The following is a 24,189-nucleotide window of genomic DNA, read 5'->3' on the forward strand; positions in this document are numbered from 1 at the left end:
CGACGCGTGAGAGCTTCGCCAGGAAGTGTGTTCGAAAGAGAGGGGGCGGCGGCAAGCGGGTTTGGCGGCCGATGGCTTCCCCCAAACGGTTGCGGGCGATGGGCGCGTGGCTCCCGAGGCAGCGGCGAGGCAGTGGGAGGAGGGGAGGCGGAGGGCGCCTGCTCCCCGGACGGCCGGGGCGCACGGGAAGGTAAAACCTCTCCTGCCGGGTCCGGCGCCTCGGGCTACACTGGGCTCCCCCCTCGGCTCCCATGAATCGCAAGGCCCTCGCCTCCGTGCTCCTGCTGTGCATCGCGCTCGCCAGCGTGGTGGTGGGCGTGGTGCACCTCATCCGCAGGGACCGCGCGGCGCTGGTGGACCAGTTCGCCTCGGACCGCAAGGCCCAGGTGGAGGCCGCCGCGCGCGAGGTGGCCGATGCGCTCGACGACGCCGCCGATGACCTCCGCTTCGCCGGCGAGCTGCTCTCCCGGCCCGGCTCCATCACCGAGCACCGGCGCGAGCTGCTCGCCCTGCTGGAGGTGGTGGGCCAGTACAAGGCCATCGTCGTCCTGGACGCTCAAGGCGCCCAGCGCTTCACCATCATGGACCGGCGCGCCGGCCCGGCCGTCACCCGCGGCGCCGTGGGCACCGTCCTCACCGAGACCGCTCGCGAGGCGCTCGCCCGGACGCCCGGGGACATCCTCACCTCGCCGCCCGTGGCCGCCGCGCCCGGAGGCTGGTTCCGCGTCTTCGCCACCGCCTACGCGCCCTCCGAGGATGGGCCCGGGGGCTCGGTCGCCGTGCTGGTGGACACCGAGCCCTCCTTCGCCGCCCTGAAGCTCATCGCCACCCAGCCCCAGGCGAAGCTGCTGCTGCTCGGCGCGTACGGCGTGCCCACCCCGGCGAGCGCCCCCACCCTCATCGACTGGAACAAGCGGCTGGAGGCCGAGGCCGGCAGCATCCCCGCCTATGTGGAGCTGGTGAGGCACATGCGCGCGGGCGAGCGCGGCACGGTGCGCATCCCCGAGAACGAGGCCGCGCTGCTGGGCCTCGGCGACGCCGATGTCATCGCCGCCTATACGCCCATCCGCATGCGCGGCGGCGCCCACTGGTCCGTGGCCACCTTCTCCTCCACCGAGGAGCTGCGGGCCCACGAGCGCGGCGTCATCCTGCGCGTGGCGCTCGGCGCCCTCCTGGTGGCCTTCTTCCTCGCCGTCTTCGGCGCCTACGTCGTCGTCGCCTCGCGCCGCGCCGTCGCCCTCCAGGAGAGCCGCCGCCACGCGGACCGGCTGGCCCACCTGCACGAGAAGACGCAGAAGATTCTCGACAACATCCCCACCGGCGTCCTCGCGCTCTCCGCGGCCGGCCGCATCACCGCCGTCAACCAGGCCCTGCGCGAGCGGCTGTCTCCCACCGCCGTGGGCGCCTCGCTCCCCGAGGCCTTCCCCCATGCGCCCGCCGCCGTGGTGGACCGGCTCTCCTCGCTGGTGGAGGCCGCCTGCTCCGCCGAGCGCGTCCTCAGCCTGCACGGCGAGCCGCTGTCCCTCTTCGGCCAGGAGGGCCAGTACCGCATCCACGCCGTGCCCCTGGAGCGCCTGGACGCCGAGGTCCGCGTGCTGCTCGTGGTGGAGGACCTGAGCAACGTGCACGCGCTCGAGTCCCAGCTGCTGCGCGCGGAGAAGCTCGCCACCGTGGGCATCCTCGCCGCGGGCATTGCCCACGAGATTGGCACCCCGCTGGGCGTGGTGCGCGGCCGGGCCGAGTACGTGCTGGGCAAGCTGGGCGCGCAGCATCCGCAGGGCGCGGGCGTGCAGGTCATCATCGACCAGATAGACCGGGTGAGCCGCACCATCCGCCAGTTGCTGGACTTCTCGCGGGTGCAGCCGGCCCTGGTGAAGGGCGTGGCCCTGGAGCCATTGCTGCGCGGGGCGCAGGAGCTGCTGCACGGCGAGACCGAGCGGCGCAAGGTGAAGGTGGAGGTGGAGGTGCCCGAGGGACTGCCGCCGCTGTCGGCGGACCCGGACCAGCTGCAGCAGGTGGTGCTCAACCTGGCGCTCAACGCATGCGACGCGTGCGAGCCCGGGGGCTCGGTGCGCATCGCCGCGCACCTGGAGGCGCCGGGCGAGCCAGGGGGCTGGAGCGGGGTACGGGTGACGGTGCGCGACGACGGGTGCGGCATTCCGCCGGAGAGCCTCCACCATGTCTTCGATCCCTTCTTCACCACGAAGAAGCGCGGCCAGGGCACGGGGCTGGGCCTGACGGTGGTGGCCCAGATTGTCCGCAACCACGGGGGCCGCATCGAATTGGAGAGCGAGCCCGGCCAGGGCACGTGCGTGACGCTGTGGTGGCCCGCCACGCCCCTGCCGAGCGAGGAGCGACATGCCGTCTGAGGGACGAGTGCTGGTGGTGGATGACCACGTGGAGATGGCGCGGCTGCTGGCCGACTACCTCACGGATGCGGGCTACACGGTGGACGTGGCCACCAGCGGGCAGGAGGCGCTCGCGGCGGTGAGCGGGCGCGTGCTGGACGCGGTGGTGTGCGACCTGCGCATGGAGCAGGTGGACGGCTTCGACGTGCTGGCCGGGGTGCGCAAGGTGGACCCCACGCTGCCGGTGCTCATCATGACGGCCTTCGGCGGGGTGGAGAACGCGGTGGAGGCCATGCGGCGCGGGGCCACGCACTACTTCACCAAGCCCTTCCGGTTGGACGAGGTGCTGCTGTACGTGCAGCGCGCCATCGCCGAGCGGCGGCTGCGCGAGGAGAACCGGGCGCTGCGCCAGGCGGTGGGGGACCGCTCGGCCTTCGCGGCGCTGGTGGGCCGCAGCGCGCCCATGCGCACCCTGTACGAGCTCGTCGAGCGCGTGGCGCACTCCCCCGCGCCGGTGCTGGTGCGTGGCGAGAGCGGCTCCGGCAAGGAGCTGGTGGCCCGCGCGCTGCACTTCGAGGGCCCGCGCAAGGAGGGCCCCTTCGTCGCCGTCAACTGCACGGCCATCCCCAACGCGCTGCTGGAGAGCGAGCTGTTCGGCCACGTGAAGGGCAGCTTCACCGGCGCCACCACGCCGCGCCGCGGCCTCTTCCTGGAGGCGGACGGGGGCACGCTCTTCCTCGACGAGATTGGCGACATGGCGCCCGAGCTCCAGGCCAAGCTGCTGCGCGTGCTGGAGGACGGCGAGGTGCGCGCGGTGGGCGCGGATGCCTCGCGCAAGGTGGACGTGCGCGTGGTGGCCGCCACGCACCAGGAGCTGGAGGTGCGCGTGCGCGAGGGCCGCTTCCGCCAGGACTTGTTCTACCGCCTCAACGTGGTGCCGCTGCTCGTGCCGCCCCTGCGCGAGCGGCGCGAGGACATTCCCCTGCTGGTGGAGCACTTCGTCGCCCAGTCGCGCAAGCGCAACCCCCGCGCGCGCCTCTCCGGCTTCTCCCCCGAGGCCCTCGCCACGCTCGCCGCCGCGCCCTGGCCCGGCAACGTGCGCGAGCTGGAGAACCTCGTCGAGCGCCTCGCCGTGGTGACGGTGCAGGAGACGGTGGACCTGCCCACCCTCCAGCTCCACGCACCGGGTGTGACGGTGGATGCCCATCCGCTGTCACGCGCCCAGGGCCAGCTCATCCCCCTTCGTCAGCTCGAGGGCGAGTACATCGCCTATGTCGTCGCGCAGTGCGGTGGCAACAAGACGAAGGCAGCGGAAATCCTCGGCATCGACGTCTCCACCATCCACCGCCGCGAGCGCGAGCGCAGCGGAAACAGCGCGTAGCCGCGCGCGGGTGTCTACACTGCGGACCTCTCTTCACCGGAGGTCCACGCCTCGTGTCCACGCTACGTCCTTCCTCCCTCGCCTTCCTCGTGTGCGCGCTGAGCGCCGCGCTCGTCCTGTCCACCGGTTGTGAGCCGGAGCGCCCGCCTCCTCCCGGAGGAGGCGGGGGCCTTCCGCCGGGTGGCAATCCCAATGGGGGTGGGGATGGGGGCACCCCGGATGGAGGGGCGCTGGTGATTCGCAGCGATGGCAGCAACTTCGCGGCGAAGCCCTCGTGCGCCAGCGGCGCCTCGTGCGCGGGCCCCTGTCCGGATGGCGGCGTCATCTGCGCGGGCAACTGCGGCTTCCTCGCCCCCGTGACGCTGCCCTTCGCCGGAGACCCCAAGGACATCGTGCTCGGCGACATCGACAAGGACGGTGACGATGACCTCGTCACGGCGAACAACGACGGCAAGTCGGTGGCCGTTCTGCTCAACCGCGGCAATGGCGTCTTCCAGACGCCCAGCTTCTGGAGGGCCGGCAAGGAGCCCACGGCCGTGGCGCTCGAGGACCTCAACGGAGACGGCTCGCTGGACCTGCTCGTGGCCAACAGCGGGGACTCCTCGCTCGGCGTATACCGGGGCAAGGGCAATGGGGACTTCCTGGCGCCGGTCACCACGGGAACGCTCGGCCTGAACCTCAACGACCTGGTGGTGGGCGGCTTCGGGGGAACCGCCCGGAGCGTGGCCCTGCTGCGCGGGAGCGAGCAGGTGGTCTCCGTGTTCCCCGTGAAGAGCGACGGCACGCTGCAGACGGCGGCCGACTATGGCGCCTCCGGGGGGGCCTACGCGCTGGTGGCCGAGGACTTCAACGGGGATGGCAAGGAGGATCTCGCGCTCACCCATGAGACGGCCTGCGGCTCGTCGTCGAGCACCCCGTGCCAGTCGGTGGGCGTGCTGCTGGGCAAGGGTGATGGCACGTTCCAGGCGCAGATCCTCACGTCCACGGGCGGCACGCCGCGGGGCCTCGTGGCGGCGAGGCTCGACACGGACGTGGTGGCGGACCTGGTGGTCGCCGACGCGAGCCGCAACCAGGTGCTGGTGCTGCGGGGCCAGAGCAATGGCCGCTTCTACGATGCCGTGGCCTACCCCGTGGTGAAGGCGCCGTCGCAGCTGGTGCTGGCGGACATCAACCGGGACTTCCTGCCGGACGTGCTGGTGACGAGCGCCACGGGCAACCAGGTCAGTCTGTTGCTCGGCCAGTCCGGCGGGACCTTCGGGCCGCAGGTGCCGATCACCGCATGGCCCGAGGACGTGGGGCTCCAGGGGCTGCTCGTGTCGGATTTCGACGCCGACAATGTCCGGGACATGGCCGTGCTCACCCGCAGCGGCATCCAGCTGCTGTGGGGTATCTGCCGGTAGGTACCGGGAGCCAGGGCGGGGTGTCGGAGGCGTCGGGTAGCCTCCGGACCATTCTCGCAGTCCAAGAAGGTGGAGCCGCCCATGGGTTTTCTCTCGCGGCTGTTCGGCAAGGATGAGCCGGGTGTGAAGGGGGCCTCCGGGGCCATGTCCCGGGAAGCGCCGGGGTACATCCCCGTGGCGGCGGTGTCCGAGGAGTACGCGTGGCTGAGGGACAACGCGTGCGAGTGTGGCGGCGGCTGGTCCCTGGTGAACCAGTCCGTGAGCTCCAGCCCGGAGCTTCCCGGGCACCTGAAGCTGGACCGGCTGGAGGTGGACTGTGAGGACTGCGGCCGGGAGTCCGTCTTCCTCTTCCAGGTGGACACCCACTCGCCCCAGTACCTCGAGGAGCAGCAGGCGGTGATGAAGGAGCTGTTCGGCGACGATGCCGATGCGCTCTTCGGGGGAGAGGACGGGCCCTCGGGCAGGAACTGAGGGCGCCCCGGCGCTCAGAGTGCGACGCGCTCGCCCACGGGTGGCGGAGTGAAGGGGCGCAGCGCGTCGTCCTTCCAGCGCAGGAAGACGAAGGAAGGGTCCTCGAGCGGCCTGTCGAAGGTGAAGCCGAGCCGCGTGGGGCCCTTGCCGTTGTCCTCCAGCACCGTCACCGTCATGCCCTGGAGCTTCACCTGGGCGCCCTTGCGCAGCGGATGGCGCGGGCCGCGGAACACGGTCTCGAACTCGCTGGTGAGGAACTGGTTGCGGGTGAGCGTGAGCTCGAGCGAGTCCGGCCCCGTGCGGGTGAGCACGTGTGGCTCCGGTGACAGGGACATCGGCCACCAGGCGAGCGGCTTGGGCATGCCGCGCGTGGCCATGGCCATGGGGATGTACATGGCGACGGTGGGGACCGGTATCGGGAAGACGACCAGGCGCTGGTGGGGGAGCCGCTGGTAGTCCAGCTCGCGCTCCAGCGTCAGGACGGTCGACTCCGTCTGGTCCGAGCCCTGCCGGAAGGCGAGCGTCATCAGGGGCCAGAGCAGCGGGGCCAGCACGAGGTGCATGAGCGCGAGCACGGCGGCACCGGCCGCCACGCCCCGGGGACGCCAGCCACGCGCCCGCGAGCGCCACGCGTACACGAGCACCAGCGCCACGGCCACCGAGCCGCCCAGGCCCGGCACGAGCAGCAGGCGGTTGGAGGGGAAGGTGGCGGCCACCGGCACCAGCGACAGCGCCGCGCCGAGGAAGAGCCAGCGGCAGTGCCGGCGCTCGTCCTCGGAGAGCGAGGGCCACGCGGCGCGCACCAGCAGCCCCATCATCCCGAGCCCGAGCAGCCCCACGGCCACCAGCGGGGCACGGACCTGTTCGCCCGCCACCCAGATGTCCGCGGGCACCTCCAGCAGCAGCCCGCCGAGCAGCACGGGAATCCGCGCCAGCGCCCCGAGGAGGAAGCGCCCGGGCTCGCCCACCGGGTCCATATAGGAGCCGGAGCCATAGGCGCCGTAGCCGCGCAGCTTGTACACCCCGAGGTAGACGAGCCCGAGCAGCGCCGCCGGGGCGATGGCCCGCAGCCGCTCCTTCACGCCGCCCCGGTCTCCGAGCAGCTCGTAGGCCAGCACGTACGCGAAGAGGCCCAGCGCGCTCTCTCCTCCCGTCAGGCCCACGGCGAGCCCGGCCAGCGACAGGGGCAGGGCCCAGGGCCGGTGGGACTCGCGCCACTCGAGGTGCATCCACAGGCCGAACAGCGCGGGCACCGCGGCCACCAGCGCGTTGCGGTTGGCGATCCACCCGGCCACCATGAAGTGCGCGCCGTCGATGGCGAAGAGGAACAGCGCGAGCGCCCCGAGGGCTCCCGGCAGGAAGCGCCGCAGCAGCGCGCCGAAGAGCGCCACCATCCCCAGGTACCAGGCCAGCGAGTGCAGGTGCCAGCCCACGGCGTTGCGGCCGAAGAGCCGGTGGTCCATCACCGCGAGCGCGCTCGACAGGGGGCGCCAGAAGTTCAGCCGCAGCTCGGGCAGCGTCCACCAGGGATAGGGGCCCGCGTCCATCAGCGGTGTGGTGATGGCGGGGTCTCCGCCCGCGAAGCGGAACAGGTCCCAGGGCGTCCCCGGAGCGGGAAAGCCCTCGAGGATGAGCAGGTGGACGAAGTCGTCGCTGAAGAAGCCGAGCCACACCGTGGGCAGGGTGAGCACCAGCGCGGCCAGCAGCGAGAGCCAGACGATGCGCGGGAAGGCGAGCCACCCGCCCCGGGAAGGAGTGTCCATGGGCCTATCTAAGCCATCCGAAGAAATCCGCGCAGGGGTTCGGCCTCATCTCGGAAGCAGGGGGAGCGCTCCGGGCGCGGTACCGCAAAAGTTGTCCAACAGTTGGACAAGTTCGTGAAGAGCGCGGCCGGGAGGCGGGCAGGACTTGGGGGTCGTGACTTGCGTGGATGGCTTATCCTGGTCCGTCAGCTTCGTGGAGCTGCCCGCGTCCTCTGCCGCGCACCTCGGGAGGAGACGTCATGGGAGATCCACGCAATCCGAAACGGGCGGACGAGCCCTGGAACCTCGACCGCCTCCGCATCGCCGAGGCCGAGCTGCGGGCGCTCGCCCCGCTGGTCACCCTCTCCGGTGGGTGGGCCTGGCACTTCATGGCTCCGCCCCACGAGGAGCTGAAGATCTTCCACGACCACAAGGACGTGGACCTCTTCGTGGAGCCCGGGCGCTTTCCCGAGCTGGTGCAACTGCTCACGGAGCGGGGCTTCCACCGCAGCTGGAGCCGCTTCGACGCCACCTCCACGCACTTCTACCGGTACGCGAAGTACGCCGAGGGCGCCAAGGTCATCCTGGATGTCTTCGTGAGGCACGTGCCCTCGGTGGAGGCGGGCGGCGTGCGCGTGGTGCAGCCCGCCACGCTGCTCTCCTTCTATGGAGACATCCACAGCACGGAGGACTGCGTGTCCGTCCTGGCCGCCAGGGAGCTCCTGGCCCGGGGCCTCGAGCCCATCGGGCGTTCAGAGCTGGTCACTCGCCCGCGCTGAGCCGGGGCCGCGGGTTCGAGCGGCGAGGGCCCACCGGTATCGTGACGCTCATTCCGAGTCTGGAATGGGAGCCGGGTGCGCATGAGCCGAGTGGATGTGAGGCAGTTGTCGCTGCTCGTCGTGGGACTGGCGCTCGGAGGGGCGGGGTGTGACGAGCTGAGCGCGCCCCTCGTGACCTATGACCCGCCCGCGGCACCTCCCGCCATCGAGGCGGTGTCCACGTCCACGGTCTCCGTGGGGCCCGGAGAGGTGCTGCGCCTGGGCGTCACCGCCACCGTCTCTCGCGGGACGCTGTCCTACGCGTGGACCACGACCGCGGGCACCGTGGGCACCCTGGCGAGTGGCACCGGTGGCAACGAGGCCCTCTGGGTGTCTCCCTCCTGTCTGCCCGAGGGTGCGACGCCCACGGTGACGGTGACGGTCACCAGCGCCGAGGGGCTCAGCACCTCCCACTCCTTCCCGGTCAGCTGGACGGGCCCCACCTGCACGCGGCCTCCGTGTCTGTTCTCGCTCGAGGATGGGCGCCTGTCGCTGGCGGCCGACTGCACCACGGACGCCACCCTGCTCATCCCGGATGGCTACACCTTCGATGGGGCGGGCCACACCGTGACGGTGGTGGATCCTCCGGGCCAGGCCTTCAAGGGAGCCGTCATCCGCAACCGGGGCGCCACGGCGCGCGTGCGCGGCGTGACCGTGACGGCCAGTGGGTTGAAGGACTTGTGTTTCCTCGGCGCGGAGGGGCTCCGGGGCATCTGGCTCGAGGGCGCCTCGGGAGAAGTCGTGGACAGTGAGGTGAATGGCCTCCTCAAGGGCACCGACAGCGGGTGTCAGGACGGCTTCGGCATCGAGGTGAGCAACGGCGACGCGAGCCGCGGCCCCTTCCGGGTGGAGGTGCTGCGCAATCGGGTCTCGGCGTTCCTGAAGAACGGCATCGTGGCCTCGGGCGCCGTGGAGGTGACCCTCGCGGACAACACGGTGGAGGGGGGCGGGCCCGTGGCCTCCGTCGCGCGCAATGGCATCCTCGTCCACAACGGCGCCCGGGCGCGGGTGACGGGCAACAGGGTCTCCGGCAATGCCTATACCGGCGCCAGCGCCACGGGCACGGGCATCGTGGTCAAGGTGGACCCCGGCGCGCCCCTGGTGTCCGGGCTCGTCGTCGAGGGCAACACCTTCACCGACAACGACATCGGCATCTACCTCTTCCAGGACGCGGGCGACCCGCCGGATGCCTCGGCGCGTGCGCGGATCGCCAACAACGTGCTCCAGCATGGTGCGGTGACGAACCCGGCCTATCAGGCCGCCATCGTGGACTACTACGCGACGGGGAGTGTCATCACCTCGAACCAGATCTCCGGGGCGGGGTACGACCCGGCCACGGCGCCCGATCGCACCTTCTCGGTGGCCGTGTACACCTTCCATCCCGCCTCGAAGCTCACCTTCCTCACGAGCGCGTACGACGTCGCGACCGGCACCTGCTCGGGCAAGGTGACGGTGCAGAGCCAGGACAAGGACGGCAACCTCGTGCCGTCGGAAGGGACGTTCTCCCTGGCGGCCTCGGGCCCGGCGGCGCCCGGCGTCACCTTCCACGCGGACCCGGGTTGCACCAGTAGCGCCGTGACGGGAGTGGACCTCTCGAAGCCGGAGGCGGAGGCGACCTTCTATTTCAAGTCCTCGCAGCCGGGCGCGGCGACGGTGGCGGTGTCCGGCGGGATGCTGACCACGGCCTCTCAGGCGCAGGCCATCCATTGAGCCACCCCCGCGGTGGTGGCCCTGGCAATCCGCCAGGGGGTCTTGCACGGTGCCACGTTGCGCCGCGATGCGTCGGGGGGCTCCCGAGGGAGCGGCTACAGGCATGTGACTTGCTGAGAAGAGAGGGAGAGGAGCCGCCATGCGTCACCCCTTGCCGTGCTGCGTCATCCTCGCGCCGGACGCGGACGAGTCGCTGCGCTCGCTGTTGAGCGACGTGCTGGGCGACATGGGCATCTCCCTGCGTCCCGGGGGTGGGGCGGAGCGGCCGGACGTGGTGCTCGCGCTGGTGCAGCGGGAGGACAGCATGTCGCGGGTGCTGGGGGTGGCCGGGAATGAGGCGGGCCCCGCACCTGTCTTCGCGCTGCTGCCCTTCGAGGACGAGCGGTTGCGGCGGCTGGCGGTGAGTCTGGGCGCGCGGGGCTGTTACGCGCTCGGCACACCGCTGGAGTCTCTGAAGGAGCTGTTGCGCAGCGTGGTGGTGGGGCCGCCACGGGCGCGCGGTCCGGAGCGCCTGGTCGAGGCTCCGGGGATGAGTGGAGAACGCGGGAGGCACGATGATGGAGCGTGAGTCCTGGCTGGGGTCGCGGCATCCGAAGTCCATGTTGAGGTTGGTTCCCTCGCTCCCACCGGAGCCCCTCACCCCCTCGGGTGAGCGGGTGCTGGTGGCGGCCGAGGGCTTCCGGCTCACCAGCGAGCGCCTGGAGGTCGCGGGCGGCTCGTGGCGGCTGGAGGAACTGCGCGGCTTCGGCACGCGGCACGAGTCTCCCGGCCTCAAGCTCCCGCTGGTGGTGGGGGCGGCGGCGGCGCTGGTGGTGCCCTCGCTGATGCTGCAGCCGGGCTCCTTCCGGGTGACGGCCGCGCTGGTGGTGGCCATGGTGCTCGTCTTCGCCTCCATCGTCCGGCTGGTGGTGGCGGCGGACACCTACTGGCTCACCGTGCGCACCGCCGATGGCGAGCGCCAGGTGCTGCGCTGCCAGGACCATCAGCTCTTCGCCCGGGTGGTGGAGGCCCTCGGCGAGGTGCTCGAGCGGCCCGAGCCCAGGCCCCCGGTGCATGTGCGCCGGCTCGTGCTGGTGCGCTGAACTCCCTCTCCCCCTGGGAGAGGGCCGGGGTGAGGGTCTACGCTGGCGTGCATGCCCGGCCTCTTCCGCACCCTTCGGCGCCGCCACCTGCTGCGCCGCCCGTTCCCTCCCGAGTGGCTCGGCTACCTGGAGCGGCGCGTTCCCTTCTTCCGCGAGCTCCCCGCCGAGCCGCGCCAGCGCTTCCTGGAGCAGCTCAAGGTCTTCGCCTGGGAGAAGGAGTTCATCGGGGCCGGCGGCTTCACCATCACCGACGAGGTGCGCGTGGTGGTGTCGGCCACGGCGGTGCGCCTGGTGGTGCACCTGGACCTCTCCTATTACGACCGGCTGCGCGAGGTCATCGTCTACCCGGACGCCTTCCGGATTCCGGACCGCACGGGCGTGGTGCTCGGCGAGGCGAAGAACTGGGGCACCGTCATCCTCTCGTGGCAGTCGGTGCTGGCGGGCCTCGCGAATCCCCATGACGGGCACGCCACGGCCACGCACGAGTTCGCCCACGTGCTGGACCGGGAGGATGGGGCCTTCGACGGCACGCCGCAGCTGCGCCAGTACTCGCACTACCGGGCGTGGGCCTCGGTGATGGGCGAGCACTTCCTCAAGCTGCGCCAGGGCCAGCGCCCCGAGCGTCAGGTGCTCGACGACTACGGCGGCCTCAACGAGGCCGAGTTCTTCGCCGTGGCCACCGAGTCCTTCTTCGAGAAGCCGCGGCAGATGCGCGAGAAGACGCCCGAGCTCTACGCGGAGCTCCAGCGCTTCTACGGGTGGGATCCAGCGCCCGAAACGTAGGAGCTCCAACGGGCTGGCGAGGCGCCTGGGTTGCCGCTCGCCTCGGGGCCGTGCGGGTACGCCAGCGGACAGCGCACGCGGAGGAGGGCGTCCGCGAGGAACGGTGGGGGTTGCCGATATGTCCCACCATTCCGAGCATGTGCTCGAGAGCGCCCGGTCGCCGTACCCGCCGCACGAGCCCGCTCGTGAGAGGCCCACCGGGGCGCGCTCCAGGGAGGTGTGGGATGCGCTTCACCGATTATCTGTCGGAGGACTGCATCTGTCCGGACCTGACGGCCCGCGACAGGGGTGGGGTGTTGCATGAGCTGGCGGGCATGCTGGCGGCGAGGACGCATGCGCCCCAGCAACAGCTGGAGGATCAGCTGGTGGCGCGGGAGCGCCTCTCCAGCACGGCCATTGGCGAGGGGGTGGCCATCCCCCACTGCCGCTTCGAGCGGCTGCGGAAGATGACGGCCTGTGTGGCCGTGGACCGCGAGGGGGTGGACTTCGGGGCGCGGGACGGGAGGCCGGTGCGGCTCTTCGTGACGCTCGCGTCACCGGCGCATGCCCCGGGCACGCACCTGAGCGTGCTGGCGCGCATCGCGACGCTGATGCGGGACACCCGGTTGCGGCAGGCGTTGGTGGAGGCGCGCTCGGCCTCCGCCATCCGCGAGCTCCTGGTGCGGGCCGAGGATGCCTACCTCGCCGGCCAGGCCCGCGCCGAAGCCAGCCCGCACGTGAACGCGCCCTGAGCGTCCGCCCCTTCCGGAGCGCTCCACGATGAGACCTGAGGGGGCTGCCCGTGCGTGGCCTCGGGCACCGGCTGGGCGAGCGGGCCCTCCAAGTGGCCCGGTTGCGAGCTCCTACACCGGCCGCGGGGGGCGAGGAGGCTGGCGCGGGGGCGGACCGTGCTCATCTGTAGGGTATGGCGACGCGCGCGATGAGTCGGGGCGAGCCAGGGCTCACCCGGGAGCAATGGAAGAGGATGACCCGGGTGCTGGTGTGGGTCCTGGCCGTGCTGCTGGCGGTGGTGGGCCTGCAATGGGTGCTGGGGGCCGAGCGGCGGGCCCTCCTGGGAATGGAGCCGGAGAAGCGGACGGTGCTCTTCCAGGAAAGCTTCGCGAGCTTCGAGACCCTGTGCCGGAAGGACCCGGGCGGTGCCCTCACGGCGAGCTGCCGGCGGCAGGCCCGCTTCCTCAGCCAGTTCCCCGAGTGTGACCACGCCTGCCGCGTGGAGACGTCCCAGTACCTCTCCGCCTTCGCGCGCTGAGCGGGCTGGAGGACAGATTGTCTCGCGCGCCGCGGGAGGACGCGGGCCAATCTGTCAGTCCCAGGGAATGCGTCGCGGGGCTTCGCTCTCGGAGACGCCGGTGGCACGCGCGCTGCTATGTGGCGCCGCGTGCCGTGTGGGCCGGACGGCGAACGGGAGCGAATGCGATGCGGACGGGGATTCGTGGGGCGATGCGTTGGGCGGCGTGTGCCGCCGGAGTGGGGCTGGGCCTGGTGCCGATGACGGGCAGTGCCCAGGAGCCGGAGCAGCTGGAGGAGACCCAGGCGGTGCGGCGCACGCTGGTGCTGGCGCAGCCGTCGATCGGGCTGTTCGTGCCGTCGGCCCAGCTGGGCGTCGGCGTGGAGCACGCGGTGGGCTCGCACGTGGCGCTCTCGGCGACGGTGCAGCTCTCGGCCTCGTACAGTCACAGCGAGCCCGACTTCCCCGGGTCCACGGGGCTCGGCTCCTCCCTGCAGATGTGGGGCGTGGGGGTGGAGCCGGGCGTGCACTTCTACTTCGCCGGCCGTGCCCCCGAGGGCTTCTGGGTGGGGCCTCACGCCGAGCTGTCGACGTACCACCAGACCACCACGGGCCAGTCCTTCACCCTGCCGGAGGGGCAGCCGGTGAGCTACGAGTTCCGCTCGCGGACGGTGTACTACGGGGGCAGCGTGCGCGTGGGTTACACCGCCATCCTGTCCCCGGGACTGACCCTCCAGGTGGGCGCGGGACTGGCGGCGACGGGCTCCCGCTCCACGGCCTTCAGCCCGCCGGACCTGGGCGGCGGGTTGGGGGGCCTCGGAGGCTTGAGCAATAGCCGCTCCTGGGGCGTGAGCCCGCGCATGACGGCCGCCGTGGGCTGGGCGTTCTGACACCCCACCGTTGATTCAATCGCCGAGCTCGTCACGGATGAGCCCGGCGAACTCGGGCACCGTCCTGGCGAGCCCGGCGAGGAACTGGGACAGGGCCATGGGGGGCCGGCGCAGCACCGAGGCCTGCTGCTTCAGGAGCGCCACCATCCTGGAGGGATCGAGGTCGAACAGGTTGACCAGGAACTCGTCCGGGTGTTGGGCCTCGACGGTGGACGGTAGGTCCTTGGGGCGGAAGTGCTTCAGGTTGCTCGTGACGATGACCTGCGCATGCGCGTGAAGGGCCGCTGCCACGACATGGCGATCCCCTTCATGGTTGTGCACGGCTGGAATGAGCGCTTCGTGGCCGGTCACCAGGGCATCGGGAAAATGCTTCTGCATCTGCGCCAGGAGCGATTGCGCCTGCTCCCGGGTCGTCGTGCCCGTGCGCACGAGGTTGCGGCGCATCTCCTCCAGGATCTGCGCGCTCCAGTAGGGCTGGTAGAACCCCGCGTAGGCCGCCCAGAGCAAGGTGTCGCGAAGAGAGAAGGGGAAGAGCACGCAGGCGTCGAGGACGACCTTGAACGTGGAGGTGAGCACGCGAGGACGAGACGCTAAACGTCCCTACCTCGGAGGTCAACTACACTCGGAGTAGCCTCCGAAGTCCTGGCTCATCTGCATGAGCTCGCTCAGACCCGCCTTGCGCTGGGCGTCGCGCTTCTTCTTGTACTCCAGCAGATCGTTGATGCGGATGCGCCGGTGCATTCCCGTCTTCGTGTAGGGCAGGGCGCCCTCATCGAGGAGGCGGACCAGGTACTGCCGGGAGACGTTGAGGAGATCCGCGGCCTGTTGCGAGGTGAGCTCCTTGTGCACGGGGACCACCGTGACAGCGTCTCCCCGGGCGAGGACCGTGACGACCTGGCGGAGCAGATGGAAGACGGGTTCGGGGAGCTCGAGGGTCTCGCCCCGCGGGCCGACGAGTCTGGGCCTCTGCGTGCGCTTGCCCTCCATGAACCGGGCCAGTTCGACGACCTCGGCCAGGGATTGCTCGGAAGCGGAGACCGGGCTTTTCGGGTCCGCCATCTCCGGAAGGGGGGCTCTGCGAGAGCGAGGCATACGACGAATGTACGAATATTCGTCCCAAACGCAACCACCCGATGGGTTGCTCCCCCGGCGAGGAGACACCAGCCGGGGTGGCGCGGGGCTACTCCGTGTCCGGCTCCGAGGCGTCCGGGGCGGGGGTGCTGGCCGCCTTCTTCCGGGTGCCTCCCGCGGCCGGGCGCCGCGCCCGGGGCTTCCTTCCCACGAGCGCCGGTCCGCTGACCTCCTCGGGCATCAGGCCCGTGGTGGGCGTTCCCTGGGGATGCGCGGTGCGCGGCTTGATGCGGCGCGGAGGCAGCAGGTCCGGCTCGCCCGGCACCTTCTGCGCCAGGAAGATGGCGGCATCCAGCTTGTAGAAGTTGCGCGCCCGGTACCACGAGAGCGCCGACTCGTTGTTCTCCGCCACCTCGAGCACCAGGTGGGTGCAGCCCCGCGTGCGCGCCAGGTGCTGCAACTGCTCCATGATGAAGCTGCCCACGCCCCGGCCCTGGTAGTCCGGGTGCACCGCCAGCTCCTCGACGAAGAGCGGCCGCATGCCCCGCTTCTCGAACCAGCGCGGGTTCACCCAGTTGTCGTCCCCCGTGGCCTCGAAGGCGCACTCGGAATAGCCGACGATGTCCCCGTTCACCTCGTAGACGAGCTGCTCTATCCACTCCGAGGAGTACACCTCCAGGAAGCGCCGCTTGGAGCGGGGCCGCTGGTACTCCACCGTCTCGCGGTTGACATCCCGGAAGACGAGCTTGAGGAACTCCCAGGCCCGGTTCAGGTCCCTCCGGTGGATGCGCCGCACGCGCACCTCCAGCGTGTCCTTCTTCGTGCGAGAGGGAGGCTTGCGAGAGGGAGGCTTCGTCTCACTCATATTCCCCCCCCTCCTAGCCGACCCGGCGGCGCGATGCGCGGGGAACCGTACGCGACTTCTCACTGCCCGGCATATGGTGCGCGCGTGACGCCTTCGACGAACACGACTCCCCGTTGGTTGCTGTACGGTGCCACCGGCTACACCGGTGTCCTCATCGCCGAGGAGGCGGTGCGCCGCGGCCACAGGCCCGTGCTGGCCGGCCGCTCGCGCGAGAAGCTCGCCCCCCTGGCCTCGCGGCTCGGGCTGGACGCGGTGGCGGTGGGGCTCGACGACATGCGCGGCCTGGTGTCCGCCCTGGAGGGCCTGCCCCTGGTGGTGCACGCCGCCGGCCCCTTCGTGCACACCAGCGAGCCCATGGTGCAGGCCTGCCTCGCCGCGGGCGCCCACTACCTGGACATCACCGGCGAGATTCCCGTCTTCGAGAACACCTTCCGCCACGACGCCGAGGCGAAGCGCCGGGGCGTGGTGCTGATGTCCGGCGTGGGCTTCGACGTGGTGCCCACCGACTGTCTCGCCCGGTACGTGGCGGACAAGGTGCCCGGAGCGCACGAGCTGGAGCTGGCCATCGCCGCCGTCTCCCAGCCGAGCCCCGGCACCACCAAGTCCATGCTGGAGGGCCTGCCCTCGGGGGGCTTCGTGCGCCGGGGCGGCCAGCTGCGGCCGTGGCCCATGGGGCAGGGCGTGCGCCGGGTGCGCTTCTCCGACAAGGAGCGCACCGTGTTTCCCATTCCCTGGGGAGACCTGGTGACGGCCTGGCACTCCACCGGCATCCCCAACATCACCACCTACCTGGCCCAACCGGCGGCGGTGGCCCGGACGCTGCGCTTCACCTTCCCCGTGTTCCGGCGGCTGGTGGCGGTGGAGGCCGTGCGCGAGCGGCTGGCCAAGGTGGTGGAGGCGCGCGTCCAGGGGCCCGGCGAGGCGGTGCGCCAGCGGGGCCGCTCCCAGGTGTGGGCCGAGGCGCGCGCGCCGGACGGACGGCGGGCGGAGGCGGTGCTGGAGACACCCGAGGCCTATGCCTTCACCGCCCGCGCCGCGGTGCGCGCGGTGGAGGAGGTGCTCGCCGGAGCGCGGCGGGGCGCCTTCACCCCGGCCCAGGCCTTCGGCGCGGACTTCGTCCTCTCCATCGAGGGCGTGCGCCGCATGAACCTGTCCGAGTAGGGACCCGCTCCACCGGCCGGCTCCTGGCCAGGCGGGGAGGCACCCCGGGCGGCAATCTCCACCCCGGGTGCAGGCGGACCTCCCCCGGTGGGGGGCGACGCGCGCCAGGGGAGCGCATCCGATATCCTGCGGCCCTCGCGGCGGACACCCGCCGTGCGTGGCCGGGAAGCGCGGGGCCGCGAGGGCCCACGGAGGAGCCAAGCCAATGTCCAGGCGTTGCACGTCCCGGTTCGAGGGGGGGCGATGACGTTCAAACGGAAGGTCTTCCTCCTGCCTCTGGTGGCCACCGTCTTCCTGCTGGGCATCCTCGGGGTGTCGGTGGTGGTGGGCCAGGACGCGACGCGGCTGCACCAGCGCATCGCCTCCGGGTACACACCGGCGTTGGCCATGGCGCGCAACCTGGAGTCGCTGGCGGACCTGCTCGAGGGCCACGTGCGCGAGGCGTACCAGCGGCGGGACGCGGCCCGGCTGGGGGCGGCGCGAGAGCAGGTGAAGGCCTTCGAGGAGGAGCTGATGCGCGGGGCGCAGAACGCGGTGCTGGAGGCCGAGCGGCTGCGGGCCCTGGACGAGTCCTTCGACGGCTTCTGGTCGCGGGCGCAGCGGGCCGTGGAGCTGGCGGCGCGGGAGTCGCCGGAGGCGGAGGCGGCCTTCACGCAGGCGATGGAGGGCTCGGCGGCGCTGCGGCAGTTGGTGCGCGGCACGAGCGAGTGGGCCAATGCCGGGCTGGAGCGCTCCTTCGAGGAGATGCGGGTGATGCAGCGCGGGCGCCAGCTGTGGGTCATCAGCATGGGCGTGCTGTGCATGCTGGCGCTGTGGGGCCTGTCGCTCTGGCTGATGCGGGGCGTGGTGGGGCCGCTCACCCGGCTGACGGAGGTGACGACGCGCATCGCCACCGAGGGAGACCTCACGCAGCACATCGACGTGGACTCGCAGGACGAGCTGGGCGAGCTGGCGCGGGGGATTGAGGCGCTGGTGACGCGGCTGCGCACGGTGCCGGTGACGCTGGAGGGCGTGGTGGGCGAGCTGACGCAGGCGGCGGAGCGGCTCACCGAGGCGAGCCAGCGGCAGTTGGCGTTCCTGAGCCACCAGTCGCGCAGCCTGTCGGAAGCGGGCTCGACGATGAGCGAGATCGCCCAGACGTCGAACCTGGCGGCGAGCCGGGCGGAGATGGTGCTGCGGGTGGCGGCGCAGGCGGATGCGTTCAGCGCCTCGGGGCGGCAGTCCATCGAGAGCAGCGCGCAGGGGCTGCAGCAGCTGCGTGAGCGGGTGGAGGCGCTGATGAGCAGCGTGGCGCACCTGTCGGAGCAGGCGGCGCGAGCGGGTGAAATCATCGGCAGCGTGAGGGACCTGGCGGACCAGTCGAACGTGCTGGCGCTGAACGCGTCCATCGAGGCGGCGCGAGCGGGGGACGAGGGGCGGGGCTTCGCGGTGGTGGCGCGGGAGATGCGGGCGCTGAGCGGACAGTCGGTGGCGAGCACGCAGCGGATCGGGAAGATATTGCTGGAGATCAACCAGGCGATCCGGAGGGCGGTGTCGATCGCGGAGCAGGACAGCCAGCAGATGGAGGCGGGCATCCAGCAGGTGATGACGTCGGCGGACCGGCTGAAGGAGATCACCACGGTGGTGCACGAGAGCAGCCAGGCGGCGAAGCAGATCGTGGCCTCGGTGACGCAGCAGAACGCGGGCATCGCGCAGATGACGAACGTGATGACGACGCTGTCGCAGATGATGAGCGACGTGGTGGAGTCGACGATGAACGCGGAGGAGGCGGTGGTGCGGATGAACGCGACGCTGGAGCGGCTGAAGCAGGTGGCCACGAGCTTCCGCGTGTAACGCACTCGAAGTACCGCACGCCCCAACAACTCCACGGCGCCAACAACCCCACGGCGCCAACAACCCCACGGCGCCAACAACCCCACGGCGCCAACAACCCCTCTCCCCTCGGGAGAGGGACGGGGTGAGGGTGCCCGGACCCCGGGTTGAATCCCTGTCAAAGCACTGTGCGAGGACTTGAGCGGAGGCTCGTCCTGGAACACGGTCCGCACTTTCACAGGGGGAAATTCATGAGCTACGTGGACGGCTTCATCCTGCCGCTACCCAAGAAGAACCTGGAGGCCTACCGCCGCATTGCCCAGAAGGCGGGGAAGCTCTGGAAGGAGCACGGCGCGCTCGAGTACATCGAGTGCATCGGTGACGACGTGAAGCCGGGAAAGCTCACGTCGTTTCCCCAGAGCGTGAAGCTCAAGCCGGACGAGACGGTGGTGTTCTCGTGGATCGTGTTCAAGTCGCGCGCGCATCGGGATCGCGTGAACAAGAAGGTGATGGAGGACCCGCGCCTGGCCGCCATGATGGAAGGGAAGGAGGCGCCCTTCGACAGCAAGCGGATGGTCTACGGCGGCTTCAAGACGCTGGTGGTGAGGTGAGCTCGTGGAGTGTCCACGAAGTTCTTGGACACCATCGCGGGGATGAATCGCCCTGGTGGATGAGAAGACGTCCCCCGCGACTTCTCCGCCTCGCGCCAGACGAGGTCACCTACCTGGAGAAACGGGTGCGAGATGGCATGGGCGGAAGAGAGGAGTACGTGCCTCCCGAGCGCGTGGTGCTCCGGGCGAGCATCCCTCACATCCAGGTGTGGGGCTGGCGCCTGTTCCTGAGCGATACGGACGCCGCGCCGGGAGGGGACCCTGGACGTGCTCTCGGCGCGTGGTTGAGCACGCGCCGAGAGGCCGCATTCCGATGAACGGGACTATTTGATGACACTCTGGTCATAGAAGTGCTTGGCGGTCACGCCGACCTTCCGATGGATGCCATCCACCTTGACGGCTACTGCGTAGCGGTAGACGTCAGTGCCGCTGGCTGGCGGTTTGATGGCGAAGCCCTGTGTTTGCTCCGGAGTGCTCTGGAGGACGCAGTAGCCGTCGCCGGTCGGGCTGACTTTCCAGAAGCCCTTGTTCGTACTGGGGCCGATCAAGGTGAACGAGTTCGCGCCAGCGGCCTTCTTGTAGACAGTGACGGTCTCGGAATACGACTTGCAGTAGGCCTCGCCGGAGGCGGAGTCCGGCTCTGAGTACTCGGGGTACTCCGGCTTGTGTGCGCTACCCGGGAGCCCGAGGGTACCGGCACCCACGCCGCTGCCCTTGGCATCGGACGGATTGGTGCTGGACGAGTTGAAGGGTACGGCGACATCCACCACCCAGCGCAGGCAGCCGTCCGTTTTGGCCATGTAGAAGTTCTGTTTGCTCTGGGAGGAGGCTTCGTTCACGCCAGGGCCCATGGTGAGCGTGGCGTCAGGAGCGGCGTTGCGGCAGAAGTCGAATCTGATCGGCCCAGCGGAGGCACTGCTGGCGCCCAGGAAGAGGGGGACGGCGAAGAGGGTGCTGAAGGCGAGCTTTCGAAAGACTCTCGGGGTTGGCATCAACATCTCCATGCACTGCGGTGTAAAGCGACGGAGTCGCGAAGCAGTGCATGTGACGTGGAGCGACAGGGGACATCCATCCTCTTCGGTCACTTCCCTGAAGGGGATTGGTCCACCGTATTTCCGCGGGTACCCCGGAACACCAGCGCATAGGGCAGCGCCACCGCGCTCACCACGCCCACGAGCCCGAGCCAGGGCCACGGCGTGGCGAGCAGCGGCGCGACGCTCTGCTTCACCGAGGGAGGCAGCTGCGCGGAGAGCATGACGCAGGCCACGCCGAGCACGAACACGGCGAAGCCCTTGCGCAGCGCTCGCGGGGAGACATGGCCCGAGAGGCGCCCGCCGAGGAAGCTGCCGGCCACGGCGGTGCCCACCACGGCGGCGGTGAGTCCCCACGGAAGCTGGACGTGGCCCAGATGCCCGAGCAGCCCGGCGAGGCACTGGAGCGAGATGACGGCGAGCGAGGTGCCCACCGCGGCCTGCGTAGGCAACCCCACCAGCACGAGCGCGGGGACGATGAGGAAGCCGCCGCCCGCGCCCACCAGTCCCGACAACAGGCCCACGGCGGCGCCCTGGGCGAGCACGCGCGGCACGGGCAGCGGTACCGGTGCCCCGGCGGACTCTCCGGGCACGGCCGGGGCCTCCTTGCGCCGCAGCATGGCCACGGCGGCGGCGACCATGACGGCCGAGAAGAGGAGCAACAGCAGCCCCGGGGGAACCTGGCGGGCCACTCGCGCGCCGAGGAAGGCGCCGGACATGCCTCCGCCCCCGAAGACGAAGGCGGTGCGCCAGCGCACCCGGCCGGCGCGCGCGTGCACCACCACCGCCGAGGCGCTGGTGATGCCCACCACCAGCAGCGACATGGCGATGGCCGTCTTCGGCTCGACCCCGAGGACGTAGACGAGCAGGGGCACGGTGAGGATGGAGCCGCCGCCACCCAGTAACCCCAGTGACACCCCGATGAGCAGCGAGGCGGCGATGCCGAGCATCATCATGCGGCGCTGCTCTCCTGCCGCGACACGGCGAGCAGGTCCCGGCACTCGCGCAGCATCCGCTCCCAGGCACCCGCGTCCTTCGCCGCCGCCTGCCCGGCCGCCTGCAGCAGCTCGAGCATGCAGAGCAGCTGGCCGTGTGTGGGAGGGCCGCCGTGCGCCTGGAGCAGTCCCCGAGGCGTGGACGCGGGGACTCCACCGCCCAGCTCCCGCATCCGCGCGAGCAGCGTGTCGAGCACGTCCGAAACCTCGGGCGCAGGCGCGGACGCGGGGCGGACCACGGGCAGCCCCGCCTCGTTCCACGCGAGCATTCCCCCGCGCAGGTTCATCACCCGGGTGAAGCCCTGGCGCACCAGCTGCGCGGCGGCCCGGCCCGAGCGCGCTCCGGAGCGGCACACCAGCACCAGCTCTCCGTCACGCTGCCAGCGCCCGGCCGACTCCTCCACCGCGCGCAGCGGGACGCGCTCCACGCCCGCGATGTGCCCGAGAATACCCTCGAGCTCGGAGGGCTCGCGCACGTCCACCAGCCGGGCCGCGTCCCTCACTCCGGCCACGGCGCTCACGTCCACGTCCCGGTAGCCCTCCGCGTGCGGAGTGCCCTTCTCGTACAGTGCGCTCATCGTGTGTCCTCGGTGCTCGGGGCTCAGCTCACGGCCTGCGCCGCGGGCTGTCCGCAGGCGCGGTTGGCGGGCACCGCGATGTCCAGCTTCTTGGGCGGGGCCAGCTTGCGGCCGTTCATGAACTCGATGAACCACTCGCGGCTCCTGCCGGCCAGCCGCGGGTTGTGGCGCTTCTCCTCGCCGATGGTGCTCATCGTCAGGCCCGCGTAGTCGTGGCCCGGGTACACCTCGGTCTCGTCCGGCAGCGTGAAGAGCTTCCGCGTGATGGAGTCGTAGAGCTGCCCGGCGCTCCCGTTCTGGAAGTCGGTGCGGCCACAGGCGCGGATGAGGAGCGCGTCGCCCGTGAAGAGTTTGCCGCCCACCCGGAAGCTCACGCTGTCATCGGTGTGGCCCGGCGTGGCGAGCACCTGGATGCGCAGGCCGCCCAGCGCGAGCTCCTCGCCATCCTTCACCCGCAGGTCCACGCACGGCGCTCCCGAGTCGCTCGCCGCCACCCGCGCCCCCGTCAGCTCGCGCAGCCGGCCCGCTCCGGTGACGTGGTCCGCGTGGATGTGCGTCTCCAGGACCAGCGTCAGCTTCAGGTCCAGCTCCTTCACCACCTGAAGGTCCCGCTCCACCTGCTCGAACACCGGGTCCACGAGCGCCGCCTCGCGCGTCGTCTCATCGGCGATGAGGTAGGTGTAGGTCGACGTCTCCTGGTCGAAGAGCTGACGGAAGAGCATGCCCGGGCATATTGCGAGGGCCGTGCCAGGGCCACCGCCGCGCCCTGTGTGCCTCGGGGATTGGGATGAACACGGGGACAGCTACCCTCACCCCGACCCTCTCCCGGGGGGAGAGGGAGAGGAGGTGAAACGTTTCGTGAAACAGGTGAAACGGTTTGAAACGGTCAGGTCTCCCCGGCGGCCCGGAGGCGGCGCCAGAGGGTGACCCGGCTGATGCCCAGCATCCGGGCGGCCTCCGTGCGGTTGCCCCCCGCCTTCGCCAGCGCGGCCCGCAGCGCCGCCGGGTCGTGGCCGCCGCCTTCCGTGCCGGGCCCGGCGGGGGCGGCGGTGGGCGGGGGCGGACGCGGCTCGGAGAACTCGGGGGGCAGGTCTGCCTCGTGCAGCACGGGGCCCTCTCCGATGACGTAGGCGTACTCCATCACGTTGCGCAGCTCGCGCACGTTGCCCGGCCAGCCATGCGACTCCAGCAGGTGCCGGGCCCGGGGAGAGAAGCGCTCCACGCGGCGCGGGCCGTTCTGCTCCAGCTCGTCGAGGAAGCGCCTCGCCAGCGGGAGGATGTCTTCCGGGCGCTCGCGCAACGATGGCAGGAAGAGGGGCACTACCCGCAGCCGGTACATCAGGTCCGCGCGGAAGCGGCCCGCCTCCACCTCGCGCCGCAGCGGCCGGTGGGTGGCGGCCACGATGCGCACGTTCACCGGCACCGAGGCGCGTCCTCCCACGGGAATGATGGAGCGCGTCTCCAGCACCCGCAGCAGCTTGCCCTGCAGCTCCAGGGGAATCTCCCCCACCTCGTCCAGGAAGAGCGTGCCCCCATCGGCGAGGCGGAAATGGCCCGGGCTGTCGCGCACCGCGCCGGTGAAGGCGCCGCGCACGTGGCCGAACAACTCGCTCTCCAGCAGGCTGGGAGGCAGGGCGGCGCAGTTGATGGCACGGAACGGCCCCTTGCGCCGCGCCGAGATGGCATGCAGCGCGTTGGCCACCAGCTCCTTGCCCGTGCCCGACTCGCCGCGCACCAGCACGCTGGACTCGGTGCGCGCCACCTTCTCCACGATGCGGAACAGGCGCTTCATCCCCGGGTTGCGCGTCCACATGCCGTGGAACGTCTCCTCGGCGTCGTCTCGCGTTCCCTCGGACTCCGCCTCCGCGCCGAGCAGCACCGCCCACCCGAGCCGCTTGGCTCCCTGCTCCAGGGGCACCGCCCGCACCCGCATCACCCGCTCCGGCCCGGGCGCGCGCGGGCGGGCCTCCACCTGGCGCCCATGCGAGAGCAGCGCCTCCAGTCCCCGGGTGCCCTCGGGCACGGAGAGCACCTCCGCCAGCGGCGTGCCAGGGCGGACGGTGGCCGGGCCCAGGCGTGCCTCCGCCTCGGGCGTGGCGGCCGTCACCCGCTGCTGGAGATCGACGAGCAGCACGGCCCCCGCCAGCGCCTCCAGGGCGGGCAGCAGGAGCGGGGAGCCGGCGGAGGGCGTGGAGCGCGAGGTGGGCATGAG

Annotated in this window: 24 protein-coding genes; 15 read left to right on the top strand and 9 right to left on the bottom strand. The window is 71.2% G+C overall.

What is annotated here, in order from left to right; genetic code table 11:
• Positions 1 to 251 precede the first annotated feature (251 nt).
• The 4 genes from NR798_RS01570 to NR798_RS01585 all read left to right on the top strand — a co-directional run bounded on the left by NR798_RS01570 (position 252) and on the right by NR798_RS01585 (position 5,600).
• Positions 252 to 2,369, top strand: a complete 2,118-nt coding sequence (locus tag NR798_RS01570) for a nitrogen regulation protein NR(II) (protein WP_375769598.1) — start codon at positions 252 to 254, stop codon at positions 2,367 to 2,369.
• Positions 2,359 to 3,729, top strand: a complete 1,371-nt coding sequence (locus tag NR798_RS01575) for a sigma-54-dependent transcriptional regulator (protein ID WP_375769599.1) — start codon at positions 2,359 to 2,361, stop codon at positions 3,727 to 3,729. Before NR798_RS01570 ends, NR798_RS01575 begins: the two co-directional genes overlap by 11 nt.
• 53 nt (positions 3,730 to 3,782) lie before the next feature.
• The gene (locus NR798_RS01580) at positions 3,783 to 5,129 is read left to right on the top strand and encodes an FG-GAP repeat domain-containing protein (RefSeq protein ID WP_375769600.1); all 1,347 of its coding nucleotides are present in this window, start codon (positions 3,783 to 3,785) and stop codon (positions 5,127 to 5,129) included.
• Positions 5,130 to 5,210: 81 nt separating this feature from the next.
• The gene (locus tag NR798_RS01585) at positions 5,211 to 5,600 is read left to right on the top strand and encodes a hypothetical protein (RefSeq protein ID WP_375769601.1); all 390 of its coding nucleotides are present in this window, start codon (positions 5,211 to 5,213) and stop codon (positions 5,598 to 5,600) included.
• A 14-nt stretch (positions 5,601 to 5,614) separates the two neighbouring features.
• Here NR798_RS01585 and NR798_RS01590 read toward each other — a convergent pair whose 3' ends face one another.
• The gene (locus NR798_RS01590) at positions 5,615 to 7,363 is read right to left on the bottom strand and encodes a hypothetical protein (RefSeq protein WP_375769602.1); all 1,749 of its coding nucleotides are present in this window, start codon (positions 7,361 to 7,363) and stop codon (positions 5,615 to 5,617) included.
• Positions 7,364 to 7,602: 239 nt separating this feature from the next.
• Between NR798_RS01590 and NR798_RS01595 the strand changes: the two genes are divergently transcribed.
• From NR798_RS01595 to NR798_RS01630, 8 genes are all read left to right on the top strand, one after another.
• Complete coding sequence (locus NR798_RS01595) at positions 7,603 to 8,121, top strand: hypothetical protein (RefSeq protein WP_375769603.1); 519 nt, start codon at positions 7,603 to 7,605, stop codon at positions 8,119 to 8,121.
• 81 nt (positions 8,122 to 8,202) lie between these two features.
• The gene (locus NR798_RS01600) at positions 8,203 to 9,870 is read left to right on the top strand and encodes a right-handed parallel beta-helix repeat-containing protein (protein ID WP_375769604.1); all 1,668 of its coding nucleotides are present in this window, start codon (positions 8,203 to 8,205) and stop codon (positions 9,868 to 9,870) included.
• Between the two features lie 139 nt (positions 9,871 to 10,009).
• On the top strand, positions 10,010 to 10,438 hold the full coding sequence (locus tag NR798_RS01605; protein ID WP_375769605.1) for a hypothetical protein: 429 nt from the start codon (positions 10,010 to 10,012) through the stop codon (positions 10,436 to 10,438).
• Complete coding sequence (locus tag NR798_RS01610) at positions 10,425 to 10,952, top strand: DUF6232 family protein (protein WP_375769606.1); 528 nt, start codon at positions 10,425 to 10,427, stop codon at positions 10,950 to 10,952. The genes NR798_RS01605 and NR798_RS01610 overlap by 14 nt, the downstream gene beginning before the upstream one ends.
• A gap of 51 nt (positions 10,953 to 11,003) precedes the next feature.
• Positions 11,004 to 11,735, top strand: a complete 732-nt coding sequence (locus tag NR798_RS01615; RefSeq protein ID WP_375769607.1) for a M90 family metallopeptidase — start codon at positions 11,004 to 11,006, stop codon at positions 11,733 to 11,735.
• 224 nt (positions 11,736 to 11,959) lie between these two features.
• Positions 11,960 to 12,466, top strand: a complete 507-nt coding sequence (locus tag NR798_RS01620; RefSeq protein WP_375769608.1) for a PTS sugar transporter subunit IIA — start codon at positions 11,960 to 11,962, stop codon at positions 12,464 to 12,466.
• 233 nt (positions 12,467 to 12,699) lie between these two features.
• Positions 12,700 to 12,984, top strand: a complete 285-nt coding sequence (locus NR798_RS01625; RefSeq protein ID WP_375769609.1) for a hypothetical protein — start codon at positions 12,700 to 12,702, stop codon at positions 12,982 to 12,984.
• 191 nt (positions 12,985 to 13,175) lie between these two features.
• Positions 13,176 to 13,853, top strand: coding sequence for an autotransporter outer membrane beta-barrel domain-containing protein (locus tag NR798_RS01630; protein ID WP_375769610.1), 678 nt, complete (start codon positions 13,176 to 13,178; stop codon positions 13,851 to 13,853).
• A gap of 15 nt (positions 13,854 to 13,868) precedes the next feature.
• Here the strand turns inward: NR798_RS01630 and NR798_RS01635 are convergent, their stop codons facing one another.
• The 3 genes from NR798_RS01635 to NR798_RS01645 all read right to left on the bottom strand — a co-directional run bounded on the left by NR798_RS01635 (position 13,869) and on the right by NR798_RS01645 (position 15,789).
• Positions 13,869 to 14,429 (bottom strand): PIN domain-containing protein, encoded by a 561-nt coding sequence (locus NR798_RS01635; RefSeq protein ID WP_375769611.1) that lies wholly within the window; start codon positions 14,427 to 14,429, stop codon positions 13,869 to 13,871.
• Between the two features lie 36 nt (positions 14,430 to 14,465).
• Complete coding sequence (locus NR798_RS01640) at positions 14,466 to 14,912, bottom strand: helix-turn-helix domain-containing protein (RefSeq protein ID WP_375769612.1); 447 nt, start codon at positions 14,910 to 14,912, stop codon at positions 14,466 to 14,468.
• A gap of 121 nt (positions 14,913 to 15,033) precedes the next feature.
• Positions 15,034 to 15,789 (bottom strand): GNAT family N-acetyltransferase, encoded by a 756-nt coding sequence (locus tag NR798_RS01645; RefSeq protein ID WP_375769613.1) that lies wholly within the window; start codon positions 15,787 to 15,789, stop codon positions 15,034 to 15,036.
• Positions 15,790 to 15,873: 84 nt separating this feature from the next.
• Between NR798_RS01645 and NR798_RS01650 the strand changes: the two genes are divergently transcribed.
• The 3 genes from NR798_RS01650 (at position 15,874) to NR798_RS01660 (ending at position 19,373) form a co-directional block, all read left to right on the top strand.
• Positions 15,874 to 16,950 (top strand): saccharopine dehydrogenase family protein, encoded by a 1,077-nt coding sequence (locus NR798_RS01650; protein ID WP_375769614.1) that lies wholly within the window; start codon positions 15,874 to 15,876, stop codon positions 16,948 to 16,950.
• A 243-nt stretch (positions 16,951 to 17,193) separates the two neighbouring features.
• Positions 17,194 to 18,783 carry a methyl-accepting chemotaxis protein gene (locus tag NR798_RS01655; protein ID WP_375769615.1) on the top strand — a complete coding sequence of 530 codons (1,590 nt, stop codon included), beginning with the start codon at positions 17,194 to 17,196 and terminating at the stop codon, positions 18,781 to 18,783.
• A gap of 230 nt (positions 18,784 to 19,013) precedes the next feature.
• Positions 19,014 to 19,373 carry a DUF1428 domain-containing protein gene (locus NR798_RS01660; protein ID WP_375769616.1) on the top strand — a complete coding sequence of 120 codons (360 nt, stop codon included), beginning with the start codon at positions 19,014 to 19,016 and terminating at the stop codon, positions 19,371 to 19,373.
• Positions 19,374 to 19,696: 323 nt separating this feature from the next.
• Here NR798_RS01660 and NR798_RS01665 read toward each other — a convergent pair whose 3' ends face one another.
• The 5 genes from NR798_RS01665 to NR798_RS01685 form a co-directional block, all read right to left on the bottom strand.
• Entirely contained in the window at positions 19,697 to 20,365 is a 669-nt protein-coding gene (locus NR798_RS01665; protein WP_375769617.1) for a hypothetical protein, read from the bottom strand.
• Positions 20,366 to 20,454: 89 nt separating this feature from the next.
• On the bottom strand, positions 20,455 to 21,360 hold the full coding sequence (locus tag NR798_RS01670) for a sulfite exporter TauE/SafE family protein (RefSeq protein WP_375769618.1): 906 nt from the start codon (positions 21,358 to 21,360) through the stop codon (positions 20,455 to 20,457).
• Entirely contained in the window at positions 21,357 to 21,977 is a 621-nt protein-coding gene (locus NR798_RS01675; protein ID WP_375769619.1) for a rhodanese-like domain-containing protein, read from the bottom strand. Before NR798_RS01675 ends, NR798_RS01670 begins: the two co-directional genes overlap by 4 nt.
• 23 nt (positions 21,978 to 22,000) lie before the next feature.
• The gene (locus NR798_RS01680) at positions 22,001 to 22,699 is read right to left on the bottom strand and encodes an MBL fold metallo-hydrolase (RefSeq protein ID WP_375769620.1); all 699 of its coding nucleotides are present in this window, start codon (positions 22,697 to 22,699) and stop codon (positions 22,001 to 22,003) included.
• A 164-nt stretch (positions 22,700 to 22,863) separates the two neighbouring features.
• A complete protein-coding gene (locus NR798_RS01685; protein WP_375773707.1) occupies positions 22,864 to 24,186 on the bottom strand; it encodes a sigma-54 interaction domain-containing protein in 1,323 nt (440 codons plus the stop codon).
• Between the last annotated feature and the right edge of the window lie 3 nt (positions 24,187 to 24,189).

Source organism: Archangium gephyra, from assembly GCF_042230915.1.
Classification (GTDB): Bacteria; Myxococcota; Myxococcia; order Myxococcales; family Myxococcaceae; genus Archangium; species Archangium gephyra_B.

Excerpts from the sequence above, each read along its gene's own strand:
- NR798_RS01675 (WP_375769619.1), bottom strand. The coding sequence starts at position 21,977 with ATGAGCGCACTGTACGAGAAGGGCACTCCGCACGCGGAGGGCTACCGG.
- NR798_RS01680 (WP_375769620.1), bottom strand. The coding sequence starts at position 22,699 with ATGCTCTTCCGTCAGCTCTTCGACCAGGAGACGTCGACCTACACCTAC.
- NR798_RS01615 (WP_375769607.1), top strand. The coding sequence starts at position 11,004 with ATGCCCGGCCTCTTCCGCACCCTTCGGCGCCGCCACCTGCTGCGCCGC.
- NR798_RS01640 (WP_375769612.1), bottom strand. The coding sequence starts at position 14,912 with ATGGCGGACCCGAAAAGCCCGGTCTCCGCTTCCGAGCAATCCCTGGCC.
- NR798_RS01590 (WP_375769602.1), bottom strand. The coding sequence starts at position 7,363 with ATGGACACTCCTTCCCGGGGCGGGTGGCTCGCCTTCCCGCGCATCGTC.
- NR798_RS01600 (WP_375769604.1), top strand. The coding sequence starts at position 8,203 with ATGAGCCGAGTGGATGTGAGGCAGTTGTCGCTGCTCGTCGTGGGACTG.
- NR798_RS01570 (WP_375769598.1), top strand. The coding sequence starts at position 252 with ATGAATCGCAAGGCCCTCGCCTCCGTGCTCCTGCTGTGCATCGCGCTC.
- NR798_RS01630 (WP_375769610.1), top strand. The coding sequence starts at position 13,176 with ATGCGTTGGGCGGCGTGTGCCGCCGGAGTGGGGCTGGGCCTGGTGCCG.
- NR798_RS01645 (WP_375769613.1), bottom strand. The coding sequence starts at position 15,789 with ATGAGTGAGACGAAGCCTCCCTCTCGCAAGCCTCCCTCTCGCACGAAG.
- NR798_RS01575 (WP_375769599.1), top strand. The coding sequence starts at position 2,359 with ATGCCGTCTGAGGGACGAGTGCTGGTGGTGGATGACCACGTGGAGATG.
- NR798_RS01585 (WP_375769601.1), top strand. The coding sequence starts at position 5,211 with ATGGGTTTTCTCTCGCGGCTGTTCGGCAAGGATGAGCCGGGTGTGAAG.
- NR798_RS01610 (WP_375769606.1), top strand. The coding sequence starts at position 10,425 with ATGATGGAGCGTGAGTCCTGGCTGGGGTCGCGGCATCCGAAGTCCATG.
- NR798_RS01625 (WP_375769609.1), top strand. The coding sequence starts at position 12,700 with ATGACCCGGGTGCTGGTGTGGGTCCTGGCCGTGCTGCTGGCGGTGGTG.
- NR798_RS01605 (WP_375769605.1), top strand. The coding sequence starts at position 10,010 with ATGCGTCACCCCTTGCCGTGCTGCGTCATCCTCGCGCCGGACGCGGAC.
- NR798_RS01660 (WP_375769616.1), top strand. The coding sequence starts at position 19,014 with ATGAGCTACGTGGACGGCTTCATCCTGCCGCTACCCAAGAAGAACCTG.
- NR798_RS01620 (WP_375769608.1), top strand. The coding sequence starts at position 11,960 with ATGCGCTTCACCGATTATCTGTCGGAGGACTGCATCTGTCCGGACCTG.
- NR798_RS01670 (WP_375769618.1), bottom strand. The coding sequence starts at position 21,360 with ATGATGATGCTCGGCATCGCCGCCTCGCTGCTCATCGGGGTGTCACTG.
- NR798_RS01595 (WP_375769603.1), top strand. The coding sequence starts at position 7,603 with ATGGGAGATCCACGCAATCCGAAACGGGCGGACGAGCCCTGGAACCTC.
- NR798_RS01685 (WP_375773707.1), bottom strand. The coding sequence starts at position 24,186 with ATGCCCACCTCGCGCTCCACGCCCTCCGCCGGCTCCCCGCTCCTGCTG.
- NR798_RS01665 (WP_375769617.1), bottom strand. The coding sequence starts at position 20,365 with ATGCCAACCCCGAGAGTCTTTCGAAAGCTCGCCTTCAGCACCCTCTTC.
- NR798_RS01655 (WP_375769615.1), top strand. The coding sequence starts at position 17,194 with ATGACGTTCAAACGGAAGGTCTTCCTCCTGCCTCTGGTGGCCACCGTC.